The sequence below is a fragment of the Pseudomonas sp. 05N431 genome, from assembly GCF_056397005.1.
Map to the genome: position 1 here is coordinate 77,005 of NZ_JBFTMN010000013.1, position 24,098 is coordinate 101,102.

The following is a 24,098-nucleotide window of genomic DNA, read 5'->3' on the forward strand; positions in this document are numbered from 1 at the left end:
CAGCGACCGGGCGTCGCGGCCTGGACCAATCAAGGCTCCCACTTACTTCAAGGAGCTTCACCATGCACAAGATCACTCCTGATCTCGCAGAAACCCCAAGCACTTCCCCTTACGCTTCCACCGACTCCAAAAAACTCCACGACGCTGCCGAGCGGGCGCTGGATCATTACCTCAAGCCGCCGTTCGACAAGGGCAACCTGCCCGATAAACGTCCCTCCAACATCTTCGCAGTCATCCCTGATCTGGATAACGAAACCCTGCTGGCCCACGCCTCGGAAACCCTGGCGTCGCTGAATGTGCTGGCCAGCGATCTGGCGTTCGAGCTGGAAGGCACGCGCCGGCATGTGGCGTTGGCGATTCAGCAGATGATTTCATTGGGGGAGTTGTTGGTGAATCGGGCGCTCGATAACTACGATCAACCGGAGGTGCCGTAGTACCGCGTTGTAGCGAGGCGGCTTTCTCCTTCGACCGGTCTGCGTTGAGTCGCGACCGGTCGGTGGGTTCAGTGCCGGCGTTGCACTGCGGTGCTTATTTCACGGCGTAAAACTTGCGGACATACCGGGTGCTTTGCCAGGCGCAGGGTGCGCCTTGCGGTACGAACACGGTGTCGCCGGTGTTGACCGTCAGGCTCGTACCATCGGCTGCTTGCAGGGTGACGCTGCCTTCGATCAGGTGCATCAGCTCATTGAGTTTATGCGGCCGGCCATGGCGTTCGTAGGGGGTCGAATCCCAGACGCCGACGCGCAGGTCGGTGGCGCTGTCTTCGAAGGCATTGCGTGAGCGGCACTGCGGTGTGGGCCCGATCAGTATTTGCGGTTCCGGCGCGGCCGAGGGGGAGAGCATCGCCAACCGGTCCAGCGCTGTCAGCCCGGGTGTCGGTTCAGTGTTGGGGCTGATGACGGCACAGAATGCCCAGCACGTATCGGCTTGCGCCTCGATTCGCAGCGAGGTCCCACGACCGATCACCGCGCTTGCGCCGATCCCCAGTTCCAGCGTCTGGCCTTTGGATTTCAACACGACGTGGCCGGCGTGGACCACGATCACTTCGGTGTGCGGGAAGTCATCGATATCGAGTGATTCGCTTGCGTTCACGGTCCCGGCGCAGATGCCATCGGGCCCAGTGTAGGCGATCTGACGATGTTCCCTGAAGGGGTCGGCAGCGCTCAAGGACGTTGCCTTGAACGACGTGGCGACACGGCTGCCGTCGGCGCGAGCCAACAGCAGAACAGTAGGTTGAGACATGCGGGTGACGCTCCAAGCAAATGGGGGGGTGGAGGGTGTTGGAGAACGGCGGCTGCTTTGCGCGCGGCTGTCAGCCAATGGCTTGGGTGACGAGCGCGAACTGTCGGACGCCATTGACCGCTTGCGGTGGTGTGCCCCGTGCCATTTGCGCCACGGTATCGACCTGCTTGAGGCCGACCGAGTCCAGCCATTCGCTCAAGCCACTGTCCGCCGGAATGTCGATGCGCACGAAGGCATCCGGTATGTGGGCCAGCAACACGGCGATCAGGTGTTTGGCTTGCTCGATGTTCTCGGCGACCACCGGGCCAAGGCCGCGACCACGGCCATAGGGACGCAGCAGGGCGAAGGCGCGCACCAGGCCATCACGCTCGATGACCACCGAATGCTCGACCACATCGAACAGATCGTTGAGTACCGTTTGCCGGTCCAGCCCGGTGCCCGCGTTGGCCAGTTCCAGAACGCGGGCCTTATCGGCCTCACGCAGCGGACGACAGTGTTCACCGTTGGCCAGCGGCACAGGTGCAACGGTTTGCGCCGGGCCCTGGTGTTGCTGAATTCGTCCGAACTCGACAAAGCCCTGACTCGCGTAAAGCGGCGCACCGGCAAGGGTCGCGTTGAGTACCGGGGTGCGTGACTGGCAAGCATCAAGTGCCTGTTCCATTAGCTTGCGGCCGATGCCCTTGCCTTGATAGTCGTCGCTGACGATCACCAGGCCGATGGTGGCGAAGTCGCCTTGGGGGCAGGTGAACGCCGTGCCGATCAGACGCTCGCCATCGAGTGCCACAAAGCCGTCGCTGATGCGCAACACCATGGCCCAATCGTCCAGGCGATGGGGCCACTTCAATTGCACGGACAAGGCATGGGCCGAGGGCAGGTCGGCGGTCGTCATCGGGCGATAGACATAAGCAGAAGGGAGCGGGGCGGACATGGCGAGTCTCCGTTGGACAATGTGCGCAATCAACCGGCTGTGCGGCGCGATGGTGCCTGTATCCCATCTGCGTGAAGGCCTGACAAGAGGGGCTGGAACATTCGGCAGATTCCGCACGCCATGGGCCACAAGACCACACTTACTACTTAATTGCACGGCAAGGTCGGCAGCAAATGCTTGGGCTTTTTTTCTACGATGGAGGCCTGAGTTCACGACTCGCCGTTCTCTTTTTGGAGTGCTCCATGGATAGCTTCGATCCTCGCCTTATCGCTGTGCGCAGTGCTCATTTCATTGCCGGAAAATACCGCGATGCCCAACCGGGGCTCGAGGTGGTGCGACCGTCGGATGGCCAGGTCTATGCCCAGTTGCCGGTTGCCGATGCCGACCTGGTGGATGAGGCGGTCAACGATGCCTGGCAGGCTTTTAATCGCAGCGACTGGGCGACTCGTCCACCCCGGGAGCGGGCGCGGGTCATGCGTCGTTGGGCCGATCTGATCGAAGCTGACGCCGCCGTCCTGGCGCCGTTGGAAGCGGTGGGCTCGACCCGTCCCCATAAAGATGTGATCGCCTGGGATATTCCCTATGTCGCCGAGGGTATTCGTTTCTTTGCCGAGCTGGCGGACAAGCACGGCGGTCATGTGGCCGCGACCCAGACCGATCGACTGGGTATGCAGATCGCCGAACCTTACGGTGTGATTGCCGCCATCGCGCCGTGGAATTTCCCTTTGAGCATGGCTTCGTGGAAAGTCGCGCCGGCGCTGGCCGCAGGTAATGCCGTGGTGCTCAAGCCTTCAGAACTGACACCGTTTTCCAGCCTGCGCTTTGCCGAGCTGGCGTTGCAGGCAGGCATGCCGGCGGGGATTTTCAACGTGATTCAGGGCGATGGCCGCGTCACGGGCGATGCCTTGTGCCGTCATCCGCGGGTGGGCAAGGTGACCTTTACCGGTTCCACCGCGACCGGCTCGAGCATCATGTCCACCTGCGCGCTGATCGGTCCGAAACCGGTCACCCTGGAACTCGGCGGCAAGAGCCCGCAGCTGGTCTTCGCCGATGTGCCGGATATCGCAAAAACCGCTCGCACGGTGGCCATGGCCATTACCGGTAATGCCGGGCAGGTGTGTGTGTCCGGGTCTCGGCTGTTGATCCAGCGTTCGATCATGGAACCGTTTATCGCGCACTTGCAGGCGTATTTCGAGGAGCTGCGCCCCGGCCCGACCTGGTCGTCCAAGAGCACGCTGTCGCCGATCATTTCCCGGCTGCAGGCCAGCCGCATCGATGGCATCGTCCAGCGCTCGCGTCAGGCCGGCGCCGAAGTGCTGACCGGTGGCGGGCTGTTCGAGGGGCTCGGTGGCGCCTATTACCAGCCGACCTTGCTGACCGGTCTGGACCACCAGAACCCGGCGATCTGCGAAGAAATCTTCGGCCCGGTGCTGACGGTGCAGGCGTTCGATGATGAAGAACAGGCGCTGAGCCTGGCGGCGCATGCGACTTACGGTCTGGCGGCGGGTGTGCATACGGCAGACATCAACCGCGCCTTGCGTCTGGTTCGGCGCCTGGAGGCAGGGACCGTGTGGGTCAATCGTTACGGACGCAGTAACGACTACATCCTGCCGACCGGTGGCTACAAGCGCTCCGGTATTGGCAAGGACCTGGGGCGCGAAGCGTTCGAAGCCAATTTGCGCTTCAAGAGTGTGCTGATCGATATCGTGCAGTAAAGCGCGACCCCCTGTGGGAGCGAGCTTGCTCGCGATGAGGCCAGTCCGCTCAATATCAACGTCGCCTGTCAGACCGCTATCGCGAGCAAGCTCGCTCCCACAGGTTCTCGGCAACCTTCGGATCTTCAACAAGCTTTAATCAGCACCCAAACGGGCGCTTCCTCAGGGAAGCGCCCGTTTTCGTTCTGCCCGGCGCAGGTTCTGCGGTGAATGGGTGTGCGCTTGCGCCTTGCGGCGTTATAAAGGTCCATAAGAGCGCATGAATACGGGGTTTGCCCAAGGCTGGAGCGACCCGCAAAGTCTGCTGAGGGGGGGCGCTAAAACGGTGGTTTGTATCGAGCAGAGGTCGCTTTTAACGCCATCTGCTGATTTCACGGTGGTGTAATGACGGTGTGCTGCAGCGTTGCATCACGGCTCCCGGAACGGAGCGAATGCTTGTCACGCCATGACCTCAACGAACTTCAGGACCGCACTCAATGAGCTTTCTTCGCCCCAAATTCATTACGTTCGACTGCTACGGTACGCTGACCAATTTCCACATGGGTACGATGACTCGCGAACTATTCGCCGATCGCGTGGTGCCCGAGCAGATGGAGCAGTTCGTCAGGGACTTCTCGGCCTATCGCCTGGACCAGGTCATGGGTGACTGGAGGCCGTATGACGAAATCCTCAAGACCGCGCTGGCGCGGACCTGCAAGCGTTGGGGTATTGAATACCGTGACGAAGGTCAGCTGTATTACGACGCCGTGCCGACCTGGGGCCCGCACCCGGACGTACCGGCCGGTCTGTCGAAAATCGCCGACAAAATCCCGCTGGTGATTTTCTCCAACGCCAGCAACAGCCAGATCATGTCCAACGTCGATAAGCTCGGCGCACCGTTTCACAAGGTTTTTACCGCGGAACAGGCACAAGCCTACAAACCGCGCCTGGCCGCGTTCGAGTTCATGCTCGACAACCTCAATTGCGGCCCGGAAGACATCTTGCATGTGTCGTCGAGCTTCCGTTACGACCTGATGCCGGCCCACGACATGAAGATCAAGAACAAGGCCTTCGTCGCCCGTGGTCACGAAGTCCCGGCCAACGCTTTCTACGAGTACCGGCAGATCACCGACATCGGCGGGCTGGCCGCGCTGGTCGGTCTCTGAGTCGTCACGGCAACGGCATTCTCACGGCAGTCTTTTTGGTAGAGGCGGGTTAGACATGGGCAGTGAATCCTACTGGCTCGACACTGCACCGGCGTTCACCGGTGCTCAGACCGGCGCGTTGCCCGGGCAGGTCGACGTGGCCATCGTCGGGGGTGGTTTCACCGGCCTGGCGGCGGCTCGGGCGCTCGCCTTGAAGGGCGCCAGCGTGGCAGTGCTGGAAGCCGGCAGGGTGATCGGCGAAGCCTCGGGTCGCAACGGCGGTCAGTGCAATACCGGCGTGGCCCAGGATTACGCCGGTCTGAGCGCCAGCCTCGGTGCGGACAAGGCGCGGGCTTATTACAAAGCCTACGAGAGTGCCGTGCACAGCGTGGTTTCGCTGGTGGAACAGGAGCAGATCGCCTGCGACCTCAAGCGTAACGGCAAGCTCAAGCTGGCCGCCAAGCCGATGCACTACGAGGGCCTGGCGCGGACTTGCGAGTTGATTCGCCGGGAGGTCGATGCCGATGTCGAGTTGCTGACCGCCGAACAGATCCGCGCTGAAGTCGACTCGGCCCAGTTCCACGGAGGATTGCTGCAACGCAACGGCGTGCAGATGCATGTCGGGCGCTTCGGCGTCGGTCTGGCCGAAGCGGCGGCACGGCACGGTGCGTTGATCTATCAAGACACGCCGGTGACGGACTGGAAAGCCCAGGCCGGCGGCTATCAGGTCAACACCGCCAAGGGTCCGCTGCACGCGGGGCAAGTACTGCTGGCAACCGGAGCCTGTCAGCACGGCGGGTTGGGCTGGTATCGGCGGCGGATCGTGCCGGTGGGCAGTTTCGTGATCGCCACCGAGGTCCTTCCCCAGAGCCTGATCGACCAGTTGTTGCCCGGTCGGCGAGCCTATGTCACCAGCCGGATGATCGGTAACTACTTCCGCCTGACCCCGGACAACCGCCTGCTGTTTGGCGGCCGTGCGCGGTTTGCCATGTCTGACAGCGTCTCCGACGCCAAGAGCGGCAAGGTGTTGCGGGCGGCGATGGTGCAGATGTTTCCGGCGTTGGCCAAGGTGAAGATCGATTACTGCTGGGGCGGGCTGGTGGACATGACCTCCGATCGGTTGCCCCGTGCCGGCCAGCACGGCGGGGTTTATCACTCCATGGGCTACAGCGGCCATGGGGTGCAGATGTCGGTGCACATGGGCCAGGTGATGGCCGAAGTGATGGCCGGCAAAGTCGAGGCCAATCCCTGGCGCGAACTCGACTGGCCAGCGATTCCCGGGCATTTCGGCAAGCCGTGGTTCTTGCCGCTGGTGGGCGCTTATTACCGGTTCCAGGACTATTTGCATTGAGTTGATGTTGTGGCTTTACCGTCGTTTGCGTTTCCAGGACGTTCCGGTCAACCGGAACACTCGAGCCTTCTCTTTATCGACAGGTACAACTGATATGACTGATAACAAGATCGACTCCAAACTGATCTCCGGCCAGGAAAGCCTGAGAGTCTTTGAAGGCCTCAATCGCGGCATGTCGCGCCGCAACGCGTTGCAATTGCTCGGGGTCGCCGGGGTGGCGGCAGCGGGCGCCGGCAGCCTGTTCGGTGCCGCCGGAAAACTGTTTGCCGACGAAGCCGCAAGCCCCGGCAAAGGCAAGCCGGGCGGGCGGATTCGCGTCGCCGGCATGTCCAGCTCCACCGCCGATACCCTGGACCCGGCCAAGGGTGCGCTGTCCACCGACTACGTGCGTCACTATATGTTCTACAACGGCCTGACCCGTTTCGACAGCCATCTGGTGCCTCAACTGGAGCTGGCCGAGCGCATCGACAACACCGATGCCACGTTGTGGACCATCACCCTGCGCAAGGACGTGACCTTCCACAACGGCAAAACCCTGAGCGCCGCCGACGTGGTGTTCTCGCTGTCGCGACACAAGGACCCGCTGACCGGTTCCAAGGTCATGCCGCTGATGGAGCAGTTCGCCGAAATCAAGGCCACTGGCCCCAACGAAGTGCAGATCCGCCTGAGCGCGCCGAACGCCGAACTGCCGTCGATCCTGGCCGTGTCGCACCTGCTGATCGTTCCCGAAGGCACCACCGACTTCAATCAGGGCATCGGTACCGGGCCGTTCAAGGTCAAGGAGTTCAAACCGGGCGTGCGTTCGATTGCTGCGCGCAATACCGGTTACTGGAAACCGGGCCTGCCTTATCTGGACGAGATCGAGTTCATCGCCATTGCCGACGAGCCATCGCGGGTCAACGCGCTGTTGTCGGGCGACGTGCACATGATCAACGAGGTCAACCCGCGTTCCACCACGCGAATCAAGGCCAGCGCCGGTCACCGCGTCGTGGATGCGCCGTCGGGCAACTATACTGACTTGATCATCCGTCAGGATCAGATGCCCGGCAAAAGCCCGGAATTCACCCAGGCCATGAAGTACCTGATGGACCGCGAGCAGATCAAATCCGCGGTGTTCCGTGGCTTCGCGGTGGTCGGTAACGACCATCCGATTGCCCCCGGTTCGCGCTACTACAACGCTGACCTGCCGCAGACCGTCTATGACCCGGAAAAAGCCAAATTCCTGTTGAAGAAGGCCGGCATGGACAGCATCAGCATGCCGCTGGTGGCATCACCTGCCGCGACCGGTTCGGTGGACATCGCCGTGCTGTTGCAGCAATCGGCGAAACAGGCCGGGCTCAAGCTCGACGTCAACCGCCTGCCCAGCGACGGCTACTGGTCCAACCACTGGATGAAGCATCCGTTGAGCTTCGGCAACATCAACCCGCGGCCGAACGCCGACGTGATGTTTTCGCAGTTCTTCCAGTCGAGCGCACCATGGAACGAGTCCGGCTGGAAGAACGATCAGTTCGACCAGTTGCTGATGCTCGCTCGCGCTGAAACCGACGACGCCAAGCGCAGCAAGATGTACGCGGACATGCAGACCCTGGCGCATGACCACTGCGGTATCGGCATCCCGGTGTTCATCAGCAACATCGACGGCGTCGACCAGCGCGTCAAAGGCTATGGCAGCAACCCGTTGGGCGGCTTCATGGGCTACATGTTCGCCGAGCAGGTCTGGCTGGATGCTTGATGAGCCGATGATGTTTGTGCCGTAGCAACATTGCAGGAGAGCAGGGCGATGAATAGCAACACACTGTGGTTGATCGGCCGGCGTATGGGCGCCGCGATCGTGACCTTGTTGATCGTGTCCATGGTGGTTTTCGCCATCACGGCAGTATTGCCGGGGGACGCGGCACAACAGGCCCTCGGGCAGTTCGCCACGCCGGAACAGGTGGCGGCACTGCGGCTGAAACTGGGACTCGACCAGCCCGGTGTGTTGCGTTACCTGCATTGGTTGATGAGCCTGCTCAGCGGCGACATGGGCCTGTCGGTCTCCAACGCCATGCCGGTCAGCGACTTGATGGCCGGTCGGGTGCCCAACACGCTGATGCTGGCGGCCGCCACGGCGCTGGTGTCAGTGCCGGTGGCGCTGATTCTCGGCATCGGTTCGGCGATGGGCCGGGGCGGGCGCATCGACAGCTTCCTCAGTTTTGTCACCCTGGCGATGGTTGCCGTACCGGAGTTTCTGGTGGCGACGCTGGCGGTACTGATTTTCGCGGTGAACCTGGGCTGGTTGTCGGCGCTGTCCTATGCCAGCGACATCACCTCTCCGCTGCAATTTCTGCGCACCTACGCCTTGCCGGTGATGACGCTCTGCTGCGTGATCGTTGCGCAAATGGCGCGCATGACCCGGGCGGCGGTGATCGATCAACTCGATAGCCCGTATGTGGAAATGGCCCGGCTCAAAGGCGTGAGCCCGATGCGGATCGTTCTGCGCCATGCCTTGCCCAATGCCATCGGGCCGATTGCCAATGCCATCGCCTTGAGCCTGTCCTACCTGCTGGGCGGGGTGGTGATCGTCGAGACGATCTTCAACTATCCCGGCATCGCCAGCCTGATGGTCGATGCGGTGACCAACCGTGACATGGCGCTGGTCCAGGCCTGCACCATGCTGTTTTGTACGGCGTACCTGGGGTTGGTGCTGATTGCCGACCTGTGCGCGATTCTTTCCAATCCAAGGCTGAGAAACCAATGAACAAGCTCATTGTGAAATCGATGCCTGTGACCCCCGACCTGTCGGTTGGCAAGGTGTCAAACGGGCCATCCTGGCTGGGTCTGGTCGGGGCTGCGATGTGTTTTATCTGGTTGCTGGTGGCGGTCTTCGGCCCGTGGCTGGCGCCGCACCCGGTCGGTGAAGTGGTCTCCGACAATGTCTTCGACAGCCTGAGTGCTGCGTACCCCTTCGGCACGGATTACCTGGGCCGCGACATGCTCAGCCGAATCCTCGTCGGTGCCCGTTTCACGGTCGGCCTGGCGCTGGTTGCCGCCGTGCTGGCCAGCGGTCTGGGCACCAGTTGTGCACTGTTGTCGGTGGTTTCGCCGAAATGGCTGGATGAAATCATCAGCCGCTTGATGGACGCGTTCATTTCGATTCCGAGCAAGATGCTGGCGCTGATCATGGTCTCGGCCTTCGGTTCTTCGGTGACGTTGCTGATCTGCACCGCAGTGCTGAGTTTCACCCCCGGCGCGTTCCGCATTGCCCGCAGCATGGCGGTCAACATCGAAGCACTGGAGTACGTGCAAGTGGCCCGAACCCGTGGCGAACGCCGGCTTTATATCGCCTGTGTGGAAATCCTGCCAAACATGCTCAACCCGGTGCTGACCGACCTGGGGCTGCGTTTCGGTTTCATTGTGTTGTTGCTCAGCGGCATGAGCTTTCTCGGCCTGGGCGTGCAACCGCCGGATGCCGACCTCGGGTCGCTGGTGCGGGAAAACATTGGCGGCCTCAATCAGGGCGCGCCGGCCATCGTGATTCCGGCACTGGCCATCGGCACCCTGACCATTGGCGTGAATCTGTTCATCGACAGGCTGTCGTCCCGACGTAGTCGACGTACGGGGGGGCATTGAGATGAGTGAATTGATTCGGGTCCAGGACCTGCGCGTGGTCGCCTGTGGCGAACGCGGCGAAGTAGAAATCGTCAAGGGCGTGAGCTTCTCCCTGGAAAAAGGCGAAGTGCTGGCGCTGATCGGTGAGTCGGGATCCGGCAAGACCACCATCGCCCTGGCGTTGCTCGGTTACGCCCGGCGCGGTTGCCGGTTGGCCGGCGGCGTGGTGCAGGTCGGCGAACACGACATGCTGGCGTTGAGCGAACGCGAACTGCAAGGCCTGCGCGGGAACCGTGTGTCGTATATCGCGCAAAGCGCTGCGGCGGCATTCAACCCGGCGAAAAAACTGATCGACCAAGTGGTGGAGGGCGCGTTGATTCATGGCCTGGGCAACCGGACCGTGCTCGAAGCCAAAGCCATCGAGCTGTTCCGCGACCTGGCCCTGCCGGACCCTGAACACATCGGCCAGCGCTACCCGCACCAAGTGTCCGGCGGGCAATTGCAACGGGTGATGGCGGCGATGGCGCTGATCAGCGATCCGCTGCTGGTAGTGCTCGATGAGCCGACCACCGCCCTCGACGTGACCACTCAGATCGACGTGCTGCGCGCTTTCAAACGGGTGGTGCGTGAGCGTGGGGCGACAGCAGTCTACGTGTCCCACGACCTGGCGGTGGTGGCGCAGATGGCCGATCAGATTGTGGTGCTCAACGGTGGCCAGATCTTCGAACAGAGCGCCACCGCGCCTTTGCTCAAAGGTCCGGCCCATGAGTACACGCGCAGCCTGCTGGCGGCGGCGCGCCCGGATACGACGATCCGTCCGCCCTGCGGTGTGGCCGAAGATCAGCCACTGCTGACCATCAAAGGTTTGACCGCTGGCTACGGCAACAAAAACACCCAAGGCATGCCGTCGATCCGCGTGCTGGAAGACATCGACCTCACGGTGCGCAGGGGCCAGGCCATCGGCGTGATCGGTGAATCGGGTTCCGGCAAGTCGACCCTGGCGCGGGTGGTGGCCGGGTTGCTGACGCCGGCGTTGGGTGGCCTGACCTTTGATGGTCAGCCACTGGGCGGCAGCCTGTCCGAGCGTACCGATGAACAGTTCCGGCGCATTCAAATGGTCTTCCAGAACGCCGACACCGCGCTTAATCCGATGCACAGCATCAGCACCATTCTGAGCCGGCCGCTGAAGATGTATTTCGGCCTCAAGGGTGCCGCCTTGCGCGAGCGTATCGGCGAGCTCCTGGACCTGGTGCGCTTGCCGCGGAGCCTGGCCGAGCGTCGGCCGAATGAACTCTCCGGCGGGCAAAAGCAACGGGTCAACCTGGCTCGCGCACTGGCGGCCAAGCCGGACCTGATTCTCTGCGATGAAGTGACCTCGGCGCTGGATACGGTAGTCGGTGCGGCGATTCTTGAACTGCTGCGCGACCTGCGTCAGGAGCTGGGGGTGTCGTATCTGTTCATCAGCCACGACATCTCCACCGTGCGCGCGCTGTGCGACGACATCGTGGTGATGTACAGCGGCCACAAGGTGCAGGAGGGTAGTCGACAGTCGTTTGCCCAGGCGCCTTTCCATCCTTACACCGACCTGTTGATTCATTCGGTGCCGGAATTGCGTCAGGGCTGGCTGGAAAACTGCGGCACCACCTGCGGCACGCTGCCGCCGATTGGTGCAAAGGCCAACGTGCCGGAGTTGTGCACGTTCCTCAATCGTTGCCCGGTGCGGGTCGACGGTTTGTGCAATCGCACCGCGCCAAACCGCCGGACGCTTGTCGGCGGCAGTGAAATCCTTTGTCACCACGACAGTGCCGAGCTGCTGAAAACCCAGCAGGATTTGAACAGCATGATTCAGGGAGCCTATGCATGAAGGGGCGTTTTGTGAGGCTGGCCGAGCAGGGCCGGCCGACCGTCAAATTGACGGTGGACGGCACACCCATCGAGGCGTTGCAGGGCGACACACTGATGGTCGCGTTGCTGACCCAGGGTTCGGCGCTGCGTCAGTCGGAGTTCGACTCGGGCCGGCGGGCCGGTTTTTGCCTGATGGGCGCCTGTCAGGATTGCTGGGTCTGGACCCGCAGCGGCGAACGGCTGCGTGCCTGTTCCAACGAAGTCCGTGAAGGGCTGGATATCGTCACTACACAACCGGAGGCGATATGGCCACTGCACGGCTGAGCACTCATCGAGTGGTGATCGTCGGCGCCGGGCCGGCCGGCATTCGCTGCGCCGAAACCTTGCTGGCTGCGGGCTGCAAGCCGATTCTGATCGATGAAAATCGTCGGGATGGCGGGCAGATCTACCGTCGCCAACCGCAAGGCTTTACCCGCGATTACACCACGCTCTACGGCACCGAAGCGGCCAAGGCCAAAGACTTGCACCAAAGCTTCGACCGCTTGCGCGGGTTGATCGACTACCGCCCGGACACGCTGGTGTGGAACCTCACACCGGGGCAACTGTGCTGCGTCAGCCAGGGCAAACACTCGACGGTTGATTACGACGCGCTGATCCTCTGCACCGGCGCCACCGACCGCTTGATGCCGATCGAAGGCTGGCAGCTGGCGGGCACCTACAGCCTCGGCGGCGCGCAGATCGCGCTCAAATCCCAAGCGGTGTCGATTGGTCATCGCGTGGTGTTCATGGGCAGCGGGCCGTTGCTGTACCTGGTCGCCAGTCAATACCTCAAGGCCGGTGCCAACGTGGCGGCGGTGCTCGACACTTCGCCGCTGAGCAAGCGCATCGGCGCCTTGCCGAAACTGCTGGCGCGCCCCGGAGTGCTGTTCACCGGGATGAAACTGTTGGCGCAGTTGTACCGGGCAAAGATCCCGGTGCACCTGGGGATTTCTCCGCTGCAAGTGCTGGGCGATGCCCAGCGCGGTGTCAGTGGTGTGCGGGTGCGGACCGCCGAAGGCAAGACGTTGACGGTGGAGTGCGATGCCGTGGCGCTGGGTTATCACCTGCGCCCGGAAACCCAACTGGCGGATCTGGCCGGTTGCCGTTTGCGCTTCGATGAGGCATCCAGCCAATGGTGGCTGGCCGTCGATGAAGAAGGCCGGACCTCGGTGAATGGCGTGTATGCCGCCGGCGATGGCTCGAAAATTCGTGGCGCGGATGCCGCCGAGCACGCCGGGCGCCTGGTGGCCATGGCGCTGCTGGAGGATCTGCACCAGCCGGTGGACGCTGGGTTGCGCGACGAACAACGCCGTGCCCTGGCGGTGATGGACCAGTTTCGTCTCGGCCTGGCCCAGGCGTTTCCCTGGCCTGCCGAACAAGCCAAGGCCTTGCCCGACTCGGCCATTGTCTGCCGCTGCGAGATGATCAGCGCCGGCGAATTGCGGCGCACCGTCAGCGAAAAGGGCGCCTGTGAAGTCAATCGGGCCAAGGCGTTCAGCCGGGTCGGCATGGGCCGCTGCCAGGGCCGTTATTGCTCCCAGGCGGGGGCCGAGGTGATTGCCGCTGCGGCCGGCGTCAATGTTCAACTGGTCGGTCGCCAGCGTGGTCAGGCGCCGGTCAAACCGCTTTCGATGCTCACCGAGGAGGTGTCGCCATGACGCTACAGAAAGCCGATGTGGTGATTGTCGGGGGCGGCCTGATGGGCTCGGCGACGGCGTTTTTCCTGCGCCAGCGCGGGCAGTCAGTGATCTTGCTGGAGCGCGACCAGATCGGTCAGTACGCCAGCGGCGTGAACTTCGGCAACGTCCGACGCCAGGGGCGATTCCTCGGGCAGCTGGAATTGGCCAACCGCTCCTGGGCGTTGTGGAAACGCCTGCCGGAGCTGATCGACGACGACCTCGAATTCATCGCCAGCGGGCACATGCGGGTGTGCTACCGCGAAGATGAAATCGCCGAACTGGAGGCCTACGCCGCCGCCCCCGAGGCTGAGCAACTGGACCTGAAAATCTATCGCGGCGCCGAACTGCACCAGCGTTTTCCGTTTCTTGGACCGGATGTGAAGGGCGGTTCCTACGCGCCCCACGACGGCCATGCCAACCCGCGTCTGGCGGCCCCGGCGTTTGCCCGCGCCGCACGGCGTCTCGGTGCGCGGATCGAAGAGCAGACCGAAGTCGCCGAAGTGCAAAAGGTTGGCGGTGAGTTCACCGTCACCACCACCGATGGTCGCCAGTTCAGCGCCGAACAGTTGCTGATTACCGCCGGTGCCTGGGGCCAGAAGCTGTCGGCGCAGTTCGGCGAACCGGTGCCGCTGGACACTCACGGCCCGCAAATGGCCGTGACCGAGCCGGTGCCGTATGCCTTGCCGACAGTGATCGGCGTGTACACGAAAATTCCCGAGGAAGTGATTTACTTCCGGCAGATCCCGCGCGGCAACATCGTCATCGGCGGTGGCTACCGCAGCAAGCCGGACATGCTGAACCGTCGGGCCCAGGTCGAGCCGCGCAGCATCCTCAACCAGATCCAGCAGATGCGTCGCCTGCTGCCGGGTGTCGGCAACCTGAACATCATCCGCGTCTGGAGCGGCATCGAAGGTTATATGCCCGATTCCCTGCCGGTGATGGGCCGCAGCGGCACGGTCGACGGGTTGTTCTACGCGTTCGGCTTCTGCGGTCACGGCTTTCAGCTTGGCCCGGGCGTCGGTGACGTGATGGCTGAACTGATCAGCACCGGCAGCACCCGCACTTCGATTGAGCCGTTCTCCATTCGCCGGTTCGCCCTTTCAGCCGAGCAACGGAGCAAGGCCTCATGAAACCCCGTGTACTGGATATTCTCAAACGCCTGATGGCCTTCGATACCGTGTCTTCGGAGTCGAATATGGCCTTGATCGAGTACGTGCGCGACTTGTTGCTGAGCAAGGGCTTCGAGTCGCTGATCGTCAAGGACTCCACCGGCAAAAAGGCCAACCTGTTCGCCAGCACCGGCCCCAAGGAATTACCGGGGATTCTGCTGTCCGGGCACACCGACGTGGTCCCGGCAGCGGGCCAGGCCTGGACCGTTCCGGCGTTTCAGGCGACGGTGCAGGAGGGGAGGATTTACGGTCGCGGCAGCTGCGACATGAAGGGGTTTATCGCCCTGGCCATCGACGCCATGCTCGACGCCGCCGACCATTCGTTGAGCCGTCCACTGCAACTGGCGCTGTCCCATGACGAAGAGACCGGCTGCGTTGGCGTGCGGCGTTTGCTCGATGTGTTGCACCTGGCGCCGGTGCGGCCATTCCTGTGCCTGATTGGCGAGCCGACCAACATGCAGTTTGTGCTCGGGCACAAGGGCAAGGGTTCTTACCGCACGTACTGTCGGGGCCTGGAGGCGCACTCATCGCTGGCACCGCGCTCGGTCAATGCGATCCACGTGGCCTGCGATTTCATCGCGGCGCTGCGTCAAAGCCAACAGCAATTGCAAGAGCAGGGCGCTCAGGATACGGACTACGACGTGCCTTACAGCACGGTGCATGTCGGGCAGATTGTCGGCGGCAAGGCGCTGAACATCGTGCCGAACCTCTGCACCCTCGACTTCGAAGTGCGCAACCTGCCGGCGGACGATCTGGATCAGTTCCTCGCGCAGATGCAAGAGCGTGCCGAGGTGATCGTGCGTGAGGCCAAAAAGCTCTCCAGCGTGGCGGACATCGAGATTGAAACCCTCAATGTCTATCCAGGTCTCGATACCCATCCGAGTGTCGAAGCGGTGCGCTTTCTGAAGAACTTCGCCGCGCCGGACACCGGCACCGCCAAAGTCTCGTTCGGCACCGAAGGCGGGTTGTTCAAGCAGCGCCTGGATGTGCCGGTGGTGGTCTGCGGACCGGGCTCGATCGAACAGGCGCACAAGCCGGACGAGTTTATCGAGATCAGCCAGATGGAGGCCGGGGAGCGGTTTCTTGAGGGGTTGCTAGGTTCCCTGAAGTTGTAAAAGGTTCCGTGTCAAAAGAGACCAAATGTGGGAGCGAGCTTGCTCGCGATGGCGTCCGTCCAGTCGGTATTGATGTCAGCTGACACACCGCTATCGCGAGCAAGCTCGCTCCCACAGGGTTATTCATTTGTCTGTCAGACCCTGAACCCCTTCGGTAGAGCCTGCCGTCCCGCCGCGATTTTCAGCATCCCTCAACGTTTATCCGGGGCTCGATACTCATCCAAGCGTCGAGGCGGTGCGCTTTCTGAAGAACTTCGCCGCACCGGATACCGGCACCGCCAAAGTGTCGTTCGGTACCGAAGGCGGGTTGTTCAAGCAGCGTCTGGATGTGCCGGTGGTGGTCTGCGGACCGGGCTCGATCGAACAGGCGCACAAGCCGGACGAGTTTATCGAGATCAGCCAGATGGAGGCCGGGGAGCGGTTTCTTGAGGGGCTGCTAGGTTCCCTGAAGTTGTAAAAGGTTCCGTGTCAAAAGAGATCAAATGTGGGAGCGAGCTTGCTCGCGATGGCGTCCGTCCAGTCGGTATTGATGTCAGCTGACACACCGCTATCGCGAGCAAGCTCGCTCCCACAGGGTTAATCATTTGCCTGTCAGCTCCTCGAACCCCTTCGGTAGAGCCTGCCGTCCCGCCGCGATTTTCAGCATCCGACGCTGCCCTCAAGGCGCTTTCAGCATCCTCTTCCGAGGCACCTCCCTAGACTGGCAAGTGTCTCGGATCAGGACCTCGACCATGCTCAAGAATCGTTTGAAAGACCCAAGCCTTTTGGCAGAACTCGCCTACATCGACGGGCAGTGGATCGGCGCCGACAACGCCGCGACGCTGGACGTCATCGACCCGGCCAACGGCCAGTTCCTCGCCCGCGTACCGGCGATGCAAGGCACGGAAACCCGCCGCGCCATCGACGCCGCCGAAAAAGCCTGGCCAGCCTGGCGCGCACGCCCAGCGGCCGAGCGTGCGGCGCTGCTGGAGCGCTGGTATCAGGCGATGATCGACAACCTCGACGACCTCGCGTTGATCATGACCTGCGAGCAGGGCAAACCACTCAACGAAGCCAAAGGCGAAATTCGCTACGGCGCCGGTTTCGTCAAATGGTTCGCTGAAGAGGCCCGCCGCGTCTACGGCGAAACCATGCCGGCTCCCAGCGGCGACCGCCGACTGCTGACCCTCAAGCAACCGGTGGGGGTTTGTGCGGCCATCACCCCGTGGAATTTCCCCAACGCGATGATCACCCGCAAGTGCGCTCCGGCGCTGGCGGCCGGGTGCCCGATCATTGTCAAACCCTCGGACCTGACGCCGTTGTCGGCGCTGGCCCTGGCGGTACTGGCCGAGCGCGTTGGCATCCCGGCCGGGGTGTTCAACGTACTGACCGGAATGCCCGCCGGCATCGGCGAAGAACTGACCGGCAATCCGACCGTACGCAAGATCTCCTTCACCGGCTCCACGGCAGTCGGCCGCTTGCTGATGCGCCAGAGTGCCGAACACATCAAGCGTCTGAGCCTGGAACTGGGCGGCAATGCGCCATTTATTGTGTTCGACGATGCTGACCTGGAGCAGGCGGTGGCGGGCATCATGCTCAGCAAGTTTCGCAATGCCGGGCAGACCTGCGTCTGTGCCAACCGCATCCTGGTGCAGGACGGCATTTACGAGCGCTTCGCCCAGCGGCTGGTGGAGGAGGTGGGCAAGCTCAAGGTCGGCAACGGTCTGGACGCCGACGTCACTATTGGCCCGCTGATCAATCCGGCGGCGGTGAGCAAAGTCGCCCGGCATATCGACGATGCCCTGAGCCAGGGTGCGCGGTTGCTCTGTGGCGGTGTTCCCGAGGGCGACAGTCAATTTGTCCAGCCAACGGTACTCGGCGATGCCCACGCCGGCATGCTGCTGGCCAATGAAGAAACCTTCGGCCCGGTGGCGCCGTTGATGCGCTTTACCGAGGAGGCCGAAGCACTCGCGCTGGCCAATGCCACGCCTTATGGCCTGGGCGCCTACTATTTCACTCAGGACCTGCGCCGCTCATGGCGTTTCGGTGAAGCGCTGGAGTTCGGCATGGTCGGCCTCAACACCGGGATCATTTCCATGGAAGTCGCGCCGTTCGGCGGCATCAAGCAGTCGGGCCTGGGCCGTGAAGGCAGCAAGTACGGCCTGGATGAATACCTTGAAGTCAAAGCCTTCCACATTGGCGGGCTGTAACTCACAGACACGGGGAGCCACGATTGATGAGCAAGACATTCAGAATCGCCGCGATTGCCGGCGATGGCATCGGCAAGGAAGTCCTGCCCGAAGGGCTGCGGGTACTGGAGCAGGCCGCGAAGAAATGGCAGCTGGAGTTGAGCATCGAGGTGCTCGATTGGGCGCACTGCGATTACTACCTGGAGCATGGGCAGATGATGCCCGCCGACTGGTTCGAACAGCTCAAGGGGTTTGACGCGATCTACTTCGGCGCCGTCGGCTGGCCGGACAAGGTGCCGGATCACATTTCCCTGTGGGGTTCGCTGCTGAAGTTCCGCCGGGATTTCGACCAGTACGTGAATATCCGCCCGGTGCGGTTATTCCCCGGCGTGCCGTGCCCATTGGCCGGCCGCAAGCCGGGGGACATCGATTTCGTGGTGATTCGTGAGAACACCGAGGGTGAATATTCCTCGGTCGGCGGCAAGATGTTCGAAGGCACCGAGCATGAGTTCGTGCTGCAAGAGTCGGTGTTCACCCGACGCGGTGTCGACCGGATTCTCAAGTTCGCCTTCGACCTGGCCCAGACCCGGCCGCGCAAACGCCTGACGGCGGCGACCAAGTCCAACGGCATTTCCATCAGCATGCCGTACTGGGACGAGCGCACCGCATTGATGGCCGCGCAGTACCCGGAGATCACCTGGGACAAACAGCACATCGACATTCTGTGTGCGCGTTTCGTGCTGCAACCGGACCGCTTTGATGTGGTGGTGGCGTCGAACCTGTTCGGCGACATTCTCTCCGACCTCGGGCCTGCGTGTGCTGGCACCATCGGCATTGCGCCGTCGGCGAATCTCGACCCGGAACGGCGTTTTCCGTCGCTGTTCGAACCGGTACATGGCTCGGCGCCGGATATCTATGGGCAAAACATCGCCAACCCGATTGCGATGATCTGGTCCGGGGCGTTGATGCTCGATTTCCTCGGTAACGGTGATGAGCGCTATCGCGCGGCGCATGACGGGATTTTGCAGGCGATCGAGCGGGTGATTGCCGAGGGGCCAATCACCCCGGATCTGGGCGGGAAGGGCTCGACTCAGGATGTCGGAAAGGCGATTGCCGACAGACTCTGAACCCACCACCGACCAAACTGTGGGAGCGAGCTTGCTCGCGATGAGGGGCTGACATTCAACATTGATGTTGACTGACGGATCGCCATCGCGAGCAAGCTCGCTCCCACATTGGGCCTGTGTGTATTCAGTAACCTTGGGCTCGATCAACTTCACCCACCATTTTCTCCCCCCGCTCAAACCGCCGAATATTCTCCAGCAACACCCCAAACGCACTTTCCGGTTGAGTCATCGCCGCAATGTGCGGGGTCAGCAGAATCTGTGGATGGTCCCAAAACGGATGATCCACCGGTGCCGGTTCCTCCTGTAGCACATCGAGTACCGCGCCGCTCAGCTGCCCGCTGTCCAGCGCCTCGAGCAAATCACTTTCCACCAGATGCCCGCCACGGCCCATGTTGATCAGCGCCGCGCCACGGGGCAGTTGCTGGAACAGCGTGCGGTCGAGGATGCCTTGGGTCTGTTCGGTCAGCGGCAGTACGCAGAGCAGAATGTCGCACTGGCTCAGGAACGCAGGTAACAGCTCGGTACCGGCATAACAAGCGACGCCCTGTATTTGATGGGCACTGCGCGCCCAGCCGGACAACGCAAAACCCATGGGCTGCAAGGTCGCCAGAATCTGCCGGGCCTGGGTGCCGAGGCCCATGACGCCAACCCGTCGCTTGGCCGCCGGTTGCAGCAAGTGAGCCTGCCAGCACCGGGCCATTTGTTGCTGGCGATAGCGCAGCATGTCGCGGTGCAGGCTGAGCACCGCAAAACAGGCGTATTCGCACATGCCGCGAGTGATGCCGGGATCCAGCAGGCGCACCACCGGCAAGCTTGTCGGCAGGCGACTCAAGTCCAGTTGATCGACCCCGGCGGACAACGCAAACAACACGCGCAGGTTGGGCAGCAGCGCCTCGAGATCATCCGGTGCCTGCCAGGCGGCCAGGTACTGAATGTCCTTGGGGTCGCCGATGTCCGGCCAGGCGCGCCATTCGATATCCGGGGCATGCTCGGCGAACAGCGCTTTCCACTGTTCGCCGCGTACCGGGTCAGCTTTATAAAGCAGGGCCATGGGCATTTCCTGAAGGGTGAAGAGGCTGTCCATCATCGCGCAACGCCAGCGCAGGATCTGTCGAAAGGGCCGGGTTAAACGCGTTGCACCTGTTTCTATCAGGCATGCCCCGGCAGATTCGGCGGGCTGAAGGAATCTGCCGTTTGGCGGGGTGAAAACAGTCGATCCGAATTTCTCAGGGCGCAAGTTCGGCGTAGTTCGTTTCGCACAAGCCTTAACCTGAACACCATCGCAACCACCTCCCGGTTGCCGGACTCACGATGGGAAATGCCATGAACAGCAAAGTCGACGAAACCCCTCATTTGCTCCGTCAGCGCGATCAATTCGTGCCACGTGGCCTGGTTACCGCTCACCCGTTGGTGATCGATCGCGCCCAAGGTTCCGAATTGTGGGACGTGGACGGCAAGCGCTACCTGGATTTTGTCGGCGGCATTGGTGTGCTGAACATCGGCCATAACCACCCCAAGGTGGTCGCCGCGGTGCAGGCCCAGTTGCAAAAGGTCTCCCACGCGTGTTTTCAGGTGGTGGCCTATAAGCCTTATCTTGATCTGGCCCAGCGCCTGTGCGAAATGATCGGCGGCAACGAAGCGTATAAAGCGGCGTTCTTTACCTCTGGCGCCGAGGCCGTGGAAAACGCGGTGAAGATCGCCCGCGCTCACACCAATCGTTCGGCGGTGATCGCGTTTCGTGGCGGGTTTCACGGTCGCACCTTGCTTGGCACCACGCTGACCGGCATGAGCCAGCCGTACAAGCAGAACTTCGGGCCGTTCGCGCCGGAGGTATTTCACACGCCGTATCCGAATGCCTATCGCGGCGTCAGCAGTGAGATGGCCCTCAAGGCCCTGGACGAGTTGCTGGCCACCCAGGTTGCCCCTGAGCGGGTTGCGGCAATCATCATTGAACCGGTTCAGGGCGACGGTGGTTTCCTCTCGGCACCCGTGGAGTTCCTTCAAGCGTTGCGCGCCCTCACTGAAAAACACGGCATCGTGCTGATTCTCGATGAAATCCAGACCGGTTTTGGCCGTACCGGCAAGTGGTTCGGCTTCCAGCACGCCGGCATCCAGCCGGACCTGGTGACCGTCGCCAAGAGTCTTGCCGGTGGTCTACCGTTGTCCGGTGTAGTCGGCAAGGCCGGGATCATGGACGCGCCATTGCCCGGTGGACTGGGCGGTACTTACGGCGGTAACGCGTTGTCATGCGCCGCAGCGCTGGCGGTGATCGAAGCCTATGAGCAAGAACAGCTGCTGGCGCGTGGCGACGCCTTGGGCGAGCGTTTGCGTCAGGGGTTGCTGCGCTTGCAGGCCCGTCACCCACAAATCGGCGACGTGCGCGGTAGCGGGTTCATGCTGGCGATCGAACTGATCAAGGATGACGACGCGCGTACCCCGGATGCGGACCTGAATCAGCGGCTGATCGACGAAGCCCGGGCGGGCGGTCTGCTGGTGATCAAATGTGGCGTGTACCGCAACGTGCTGCGTTTCCTTGCGCCGCTGGTGACAACAGAGGATCAGATCGACGAAGCGCTGCAGATTCTTGAAGCAGCATTGGCACGCGTCTTGAACTGAGTTCATGCCTGCTTCGGGCGGTACCGCGAGGTATCGCCCGTGAGCATTTATGGAGCATGGGGTGACGGAGTGCATTATTGGAGGCTTGGCGTACCATGGGGCTGACTGATTATCGAGCGTTGCTCATCGATTGCGATGAAGTCCTGGTCGATCGCGATTCGGGAGTCTGGACGGCACTGCAACCGCTGCTCGACAGCCTTGGCGGTCGCCCGGACAAGGAGCAGGTATTGGCCGAATACAGCGAGGTGGTGCGTGCGCTCTACCCGCGTTTCGGTGAACTGGGCTTCAGTGGCTTGCTGTGTTTCGCCCATCGCCAGTTGGCCGAGCGCTGGGGGCTGCGAGCCAGTTGGGAGGAGGGCATGAGTTTTGCCCGTTCGGTGGCCAGTTGGTCGCTGTTCGAGGACGCACCCGGCGCGATGTTGTACCTGCGCAAGTTCTATCGCTTGTTGGTGCAGGGCGATCGGGATGCCGAAGATCGAGGGCTGCTTTGTGAGCGTTTGGGAGTCATGCCCGACGACTTCATTTCACTGGCCAGCGATCCCGTGCTGGATCGGGACTGGTTACAGGCCAACGGGCTTGAGGCCCGGGAGATCCTGCAAGTGACCCGACCTTCTGCCGGTCGACAGGCGGCCACCGATGTATGCCTGATTTGTCGCGGGCGGGCAAAATCCGCAACGTCGTGTGCGGCGGATTACTGCATTAACAGCATGGCTGACCTGGTGGCTCAGCATCAGCTGTCTTTACGGCGCTGATTTTGCTAGAAGATTGTCTTACAAACGGCAATCAAGAGGTACGCAATGGAAGGTTTAGTGAAACTGGACCGGATCGACATCAGTATCTTGGTTGAGTTGCAAAAAGACGGGCGCATGACCAATGTCAGCCTGGCTGATGCCGTTGGGCTGTCAGCCAGTCCGTGCCTGCAACGGGTCAAGCGACTGGAGTCGGCGGGGTACATCTCGAGTTACAAGGCGCATTTGAACCTGGCCAAGATCACTGACTCGGTCACGGTGTTCACCGAGATCACCTTGAGCGATCACAAGCGCGAAGACTTCGCCAAGTTCGAGTCCAATATCCGCCTGGTGGATGAGGTGCTCGAATGCCATCTGATCAGCGGTGGCTACGATTATCTGGTGCGCTTCATGACCCGCAGCATCCAGCACTATCAGGAAGTGATCGAAAGCCTGCTGGACAAGAACATCGGCATCTCCAAGTACTTCAGTTACATCGTCATCAAGTCGCCCGTGCTCAAGGACGGCGTGCCACTGCGCAAATTGCTGCGCCATTGAGACGTTCTCGATAACCGCTTGTCGCCCGCCGCGTCTTTGCAAGAGGCGCACGCCGGGCGGCACCTCAGGCATCGCGCAAAAGGTCGTGAGCGTTAAGCAGTTCGTAGGCAATCTCGGGTTTTTTTTCCAGACCGCGACGAATGGCGGCCGGAATCGACTGGCGGGTTTTGCGGCACAGCCCTGGCAGCTCCAGAAGCTGAATACCGATGCCGCGCATGCTTCGCACTTCGTGCACGCTTGGAGTGATGTGCACGCGAATGCCTAATTGCTCATACATCCGCCGCTGCATGTGTTCGAGGTCGGCCAGGCTCTGCAGATTCTCCAGCCGGTCGAGCAGGCGATTTTCCTCCTGGCGGGTCAGGTGCAGGATGCGCAAGTCCGCGCTGGGAATGTCCAGCAACTGTTCGCGCCTGCAATCGCAGGCACCGGGCGGGCAGGGTTGTCGAATCTGGAGAGAGGCTGTCATGGTCTCCAATCATAGCTATCGGCAACCGCTATTGCCCAGTAGGTTCGTCGCGACCCGATGAGGGTGTGGGGCGGACAAAACCACCCCGCACTGATCGCCCTCAGCCCCACGTGTTTCCGAGCGCTTCCAGGCCGGCCCTTTGCAGGTCCTGTGGGCTCATGACCAGACGGAACTTGCAGGTGGCATCGAAGTTGAGAAAGAACGGTTCCGCAAAGCTGGGGATCTGGGAGGAGTCTTGTACGTCGATCAGGAAAATCCCGCCGCGCATTCCATCCTGCTCGGTAAAGTAGGCAGCCTCCGGTTTGATGCTTTCCAGGATTCGCCCGATGACTTCGCCGACCTTCCCGGCCCTGACGAGCGCGTTGAAGGGTTCATTCGGGCACTCGACCATCATTAGCATTTTCATTATTCGTTTCTCTTTTCAGATAGCTGTCTCATCTCCCTGCCTTTGCTCCTGGCGCTGATGCCACGAAGCTTGTATTCGATCGCTCCAGCGATGTGGGATTAAGCATAGATGAGGCTGAGAATGGACATGACTCAGCGCGTGTGAAGCGGCTGAACCATTTTCAGTTTCAGTAGCGCCTCAACCTTGCCTCGACGGCATGTCGCAAACACTTCCTGGCGTGTCGTACCGGGCCAA

General features: G+C 61.9%; 22 protein-coding genes and 1 pseudogene. 18 read left to right on the forward strand and 5 right to left on the reverse strand.

The window, feature by feature from the left end; translation table 11 throughout:
- Positions 1-62: 62 nt before the first annotated feature.
- Positions 63-434: a DUF6124 family protein gene (locus AC1DIG_RS21405; protein WP_477768901.1), complete on the forward strand. Its 372-nt coding sequence runs from the start codon at positions 63-65 to the stop codon at positions 432-434.
- Between the two features lie 94 nt (positions 435-528).
- On the opposite strand, the gene AC1DIG_RS21410 is transcribed toward AC1DIG_RS21405, so the two are convergent.
- On the reverse strand, positions 529-1,242 hold the full coding sequence (locus tag AC1DIG_RS21410) for a cupin domain-containing protein (RefSeq protein ID WP_477768902.1): 714 nt from the start codon (positions 1,240-1,242) through the stop codon (positions 529-531).
- 70 nt (positions 1,243-1,312) lie between these two features.
- Positions 1,313-2,170, reverse strand: a complete 858-nt coding sequence (locus AC1DIG_RS21415; RefSeq protein ID WP_477768903.1) for a GNAT family N-acetyltransferase — start codon at positions 2,168-2,170, stop codon at positions 1,313-1,315.
- A 242-nt stretch (positions 2,171-2,412) separates the two neighbouring features.
- Here AC1DIG_RS21415 and AC1DIG_RS21420 point away from each other — a divergent pair, with 242 nt between their 5' ends.
- The 14 genes and pseudogenes from AC1DIG_RS21420 (at position 2,413) to AC1DIG_RS21485 (ending at position 19,090) form a co-directional block, all read left to right on the forward strand.
- Positions 2,413-3,885, forward strand: a complete 1,473-nt coding sequence (locus tag AC1DIG_RS21420) for an aldehyde dehydrogenase family protein (protein ID WP_477768904.1) — start codon at positions 2,413-2,415, stop codon at positions 3,883-3,885.
- A 476-nt stretch (positions 3,886-4,361) separates the two neighbouring features.
- Positions 4,362-5,030 carry a haloacid dehalogenase type II gene (locus tag AC1DIG_RS21425; protein ID WP_427545843.1) on the forward strand — a complete coding sequence of 223 codons (669 nt, stop codon included), beginning with the start codon at positions 4,362-4,364 and terminating at the stop codon, positions 5,028-5,030.
- Positions 5,031-5,085: 55 nt separating this feature from the next.
- Positions 5,086-6,360 carry an NAD(P)/FAD-dependent oxidoreductase gene (locus tag AC1DIG_RS21430; RefSeq protein WP_477768905.1) on the forward strand — a complete coding sequence of 425 codons (1,275 nt, stop codon included), beginning with the start codon at positions 5,086-5,088 and terminating at the stop codon, positions 6,358-6,360.
- A gap of 94 nt (positions 6,361-6,454) precedes the next feature.
- Positions 6,455-8,092 carry an ABC transporter substrate-binding protein gene (locus tag AC1DIG_RS21435; RefSeq protein ID WP_477768906.1) on the forward strand — a complete coding sequence of 546 codons (1,638 nt, stop codon included), beginning with the start codon at positions 6,455-6,457 and terminating at the stop codon, positions 8,090-8,092.
- 48 nt (positions 8,093-8,140) lie between these two features.
- Positions 8,141-9,097 (forward strand): ABC transporter permease, encoded by a 957-nt coding sequence (locus tag AC1DIG_RS21440; RefSeq protein ID WP_477768907.1) that lies wholly within the window; start codon positions 8,141-8,143, stop codon positions 9,095-9,097.
- Positions 9,094-9,969, forward strand: a complete 876-nt coding sequence (locus AC1DIG_RS21445; protein WP_054597942.1) for an ABC transporter permease — start codon at positions 9,094-9,096, stop codon at positions 9,967-9,969. Before AC1DIG_RS21440 ends, AC1DIG_RS21445 begins: the two co-directional genes overlap by 4 nt.
- A gap of 1 nt (position 9,970) precedes the next feature.
- Positions 9,971-11,812 carry an ABC transporter ATP-binding protein gene (locus AC1DIG_RS21450; protein WP_477768908.1) on the forward strand — a complete coding sequence of 614 codons (1,842 nt, stop codon included), beginning with the start codon at positions 9,971-9,973 and terminating at the stop codon, positions 11,810-11,812.
- Complete coding sequence (locus tag AC1DIG_RS21455; RefSeq protein WP_347927131.1) at positions 11,809-12,117, forward strand: (2Fe-2S)-binding protein; 309 nt, start codon at positions 11,809-11,811, stop codon at positions 12,115-12,117. The genes AC1DIG_RS21450 and AC1DIG_RS21455 overlap by 4 nt, the downstream gene beginning before the upstream one ends.
- A complete protein-coding gene (locus tag AC1DIG_RS21460) occupies positions 12,099-13,490 on the forward strand; it encodes an FAD/NAD(P)-dependent oxidoreductase (RefSeq protein WP_477768909.1) in 1,392 nt (463 codons plus the stop codon). The genes AC1DIG_RS21455 and AC1DIG_RS21460 overlap by 19 nt, the downstream gene beginning before the upstream one ends.
- Complete coding sequence (locus tag AC1DIG_RS21465) at positions 13,487-14,641, forward strand: NAD(P)/FAD-dependent oxidoreductase (protein WP_477768910.1); 1,155 nt, start codon at positions 13,487-13,489, stop codon at positions 14,639-14,641. The genes AC1DIG_RS21460 and AC1DIG_RS21465 overlap by 4 nt, the downstream gene beginning before the upstream one ends.
- On the forward strand, positions 14,638-15,795 hold the full coding sequence (gene argE, locus AC1DIG_RS21470) for an acetylornithine deacetylase (protein WP_477768911.1): 1,158 nt from the start codon (positions 14,638-14,640) through the stop codon (positions 15,793-15,795). Before AC1DIG_RS21465 ends, argE begins: the two co-directional genes overlap by 4 nt.
- A 187-nt stretch (positions 15,796-15,982) precedes the next feature.
- Positions 15,983-16,252 (forward strand): annotated as a pseudogene (locus AC1DIG_RS21475) (M20/M25/M40 family metallo-hydrolase); the annotation flags it as partial.
- Positions 16,253-16,526: 274 nt separating this feature from the next.
- Positions 16,527-17,984, forward strand: coding sequence for an NAD-dependent succinate-semialdehyde dehydrogenase (locus AC1DIG_RS21480; RefSeq protein WP_477768912.1), 1,458 nt, complete (start codon positions 16,527-16,529; stop codon positions 17,982-17,984).
- 26 nt (positions 17,985-18,010) lie between these two features.
- The gene (locus AC1DIG_RS21485) at positions 18,011-19,090 is read left to right on the forward strand and encodes a tartrate dehydrogenase (protein WP_477768913.1); all 1,080 of its coding nucleotides are present in this window, start codon (positions 18,011-18,013) and stop codon (positions 19,088-19,090) included.
- A 124-nt stretch (positions 19,091-19,214) separates the two neighbouring features.
- Here the strand turns inward: AC1DIG_RS21485 and AC1DIG_RS21490 are convergent, their stop codons facing one another.
- Positions 19,215-20,141: a 2-hydroxyacid dehydrogenase gene (locus tag AC1DIG_RS21490; protein WP_477768914.1), complete on the reverse strand. Its 927-nt coding sequence runs from the start codon at positions 20,139-20,141 to the stop codon at positions 19,215-19,217.
- Between the two features lie 272 nt (positions 20,142-20,413).
- Here AC1DIG_RS21490 and gabT point away from each other — a divergent pair, with 272 nt between their 5' ends.
- From gabT to AC1DIG_RS21505, 3 genes are all read left to right on the forward strand, one after another.
- Positions 20,414-21,706, forward strand: a complete 1,293-nt coding sequence (gene gabT / locus AC1DIG_RS21495; protein ID WP_477768915.1) for a 4-aminobutyrate--2-oxoglutarate transaminase — start codon at positions 20,414-20,416, stop codon at positions 21,704-21,706.
- 95 nt (positions 21,707-21,801) lie between these two features.
- Positions 21,802-22,458, forward strand: a complete 657-nt coding sequence (locus AC1DIG_RS21500) for an HAD family hydrolase (RefSeq protein WP_477768916.1) — start codon at positions 21,802-21,804, stop codon at positions 22,456-22,458.
- 45 nt (positions 22,459-22,503) lie between these two features.
- A complete protein-coding gene (locus AC1DIG_RS21505; protein WP_008055821.1) occupies positions 22,504-22,992 on the forward strand; it encodes an Lrp/AsnC family transcriptional regulator in 489 nt (162 codons plus the stop codon).
- A 64-nt stretch (positions 22,993-23,056) separates the two neighbouring features.
- On the opposite strand, the gene AC1DIG_RS21510 is transcribed toward AC1DIG_RS21505, so the two are convergent.
- Entirely contained in the window at positions 23,057-23,458 is a 402-nt protein-coding gene (locus AC1DIG_RS21510) for a hypothetical protein (protein WP_477768917.1), read from the reverse strand.
- Between the two features lie 100 nt (positions 23,459-23,558).
- The gene (locus AC1DIG_RS21515) at positions 23,559-23,864 is read right to left on the reverse strand and encodes a panthothenate synthetase (RefSeq protein WP_145021384.1); all 306 of its coding nucleotides are present in this window, start codon (positions 23,862-23,864) and stop codon (positions 23,559-23,561) included.
- Between the last annotated feature and the right edge of the window lie 234 nt (positions 23,865-24,098).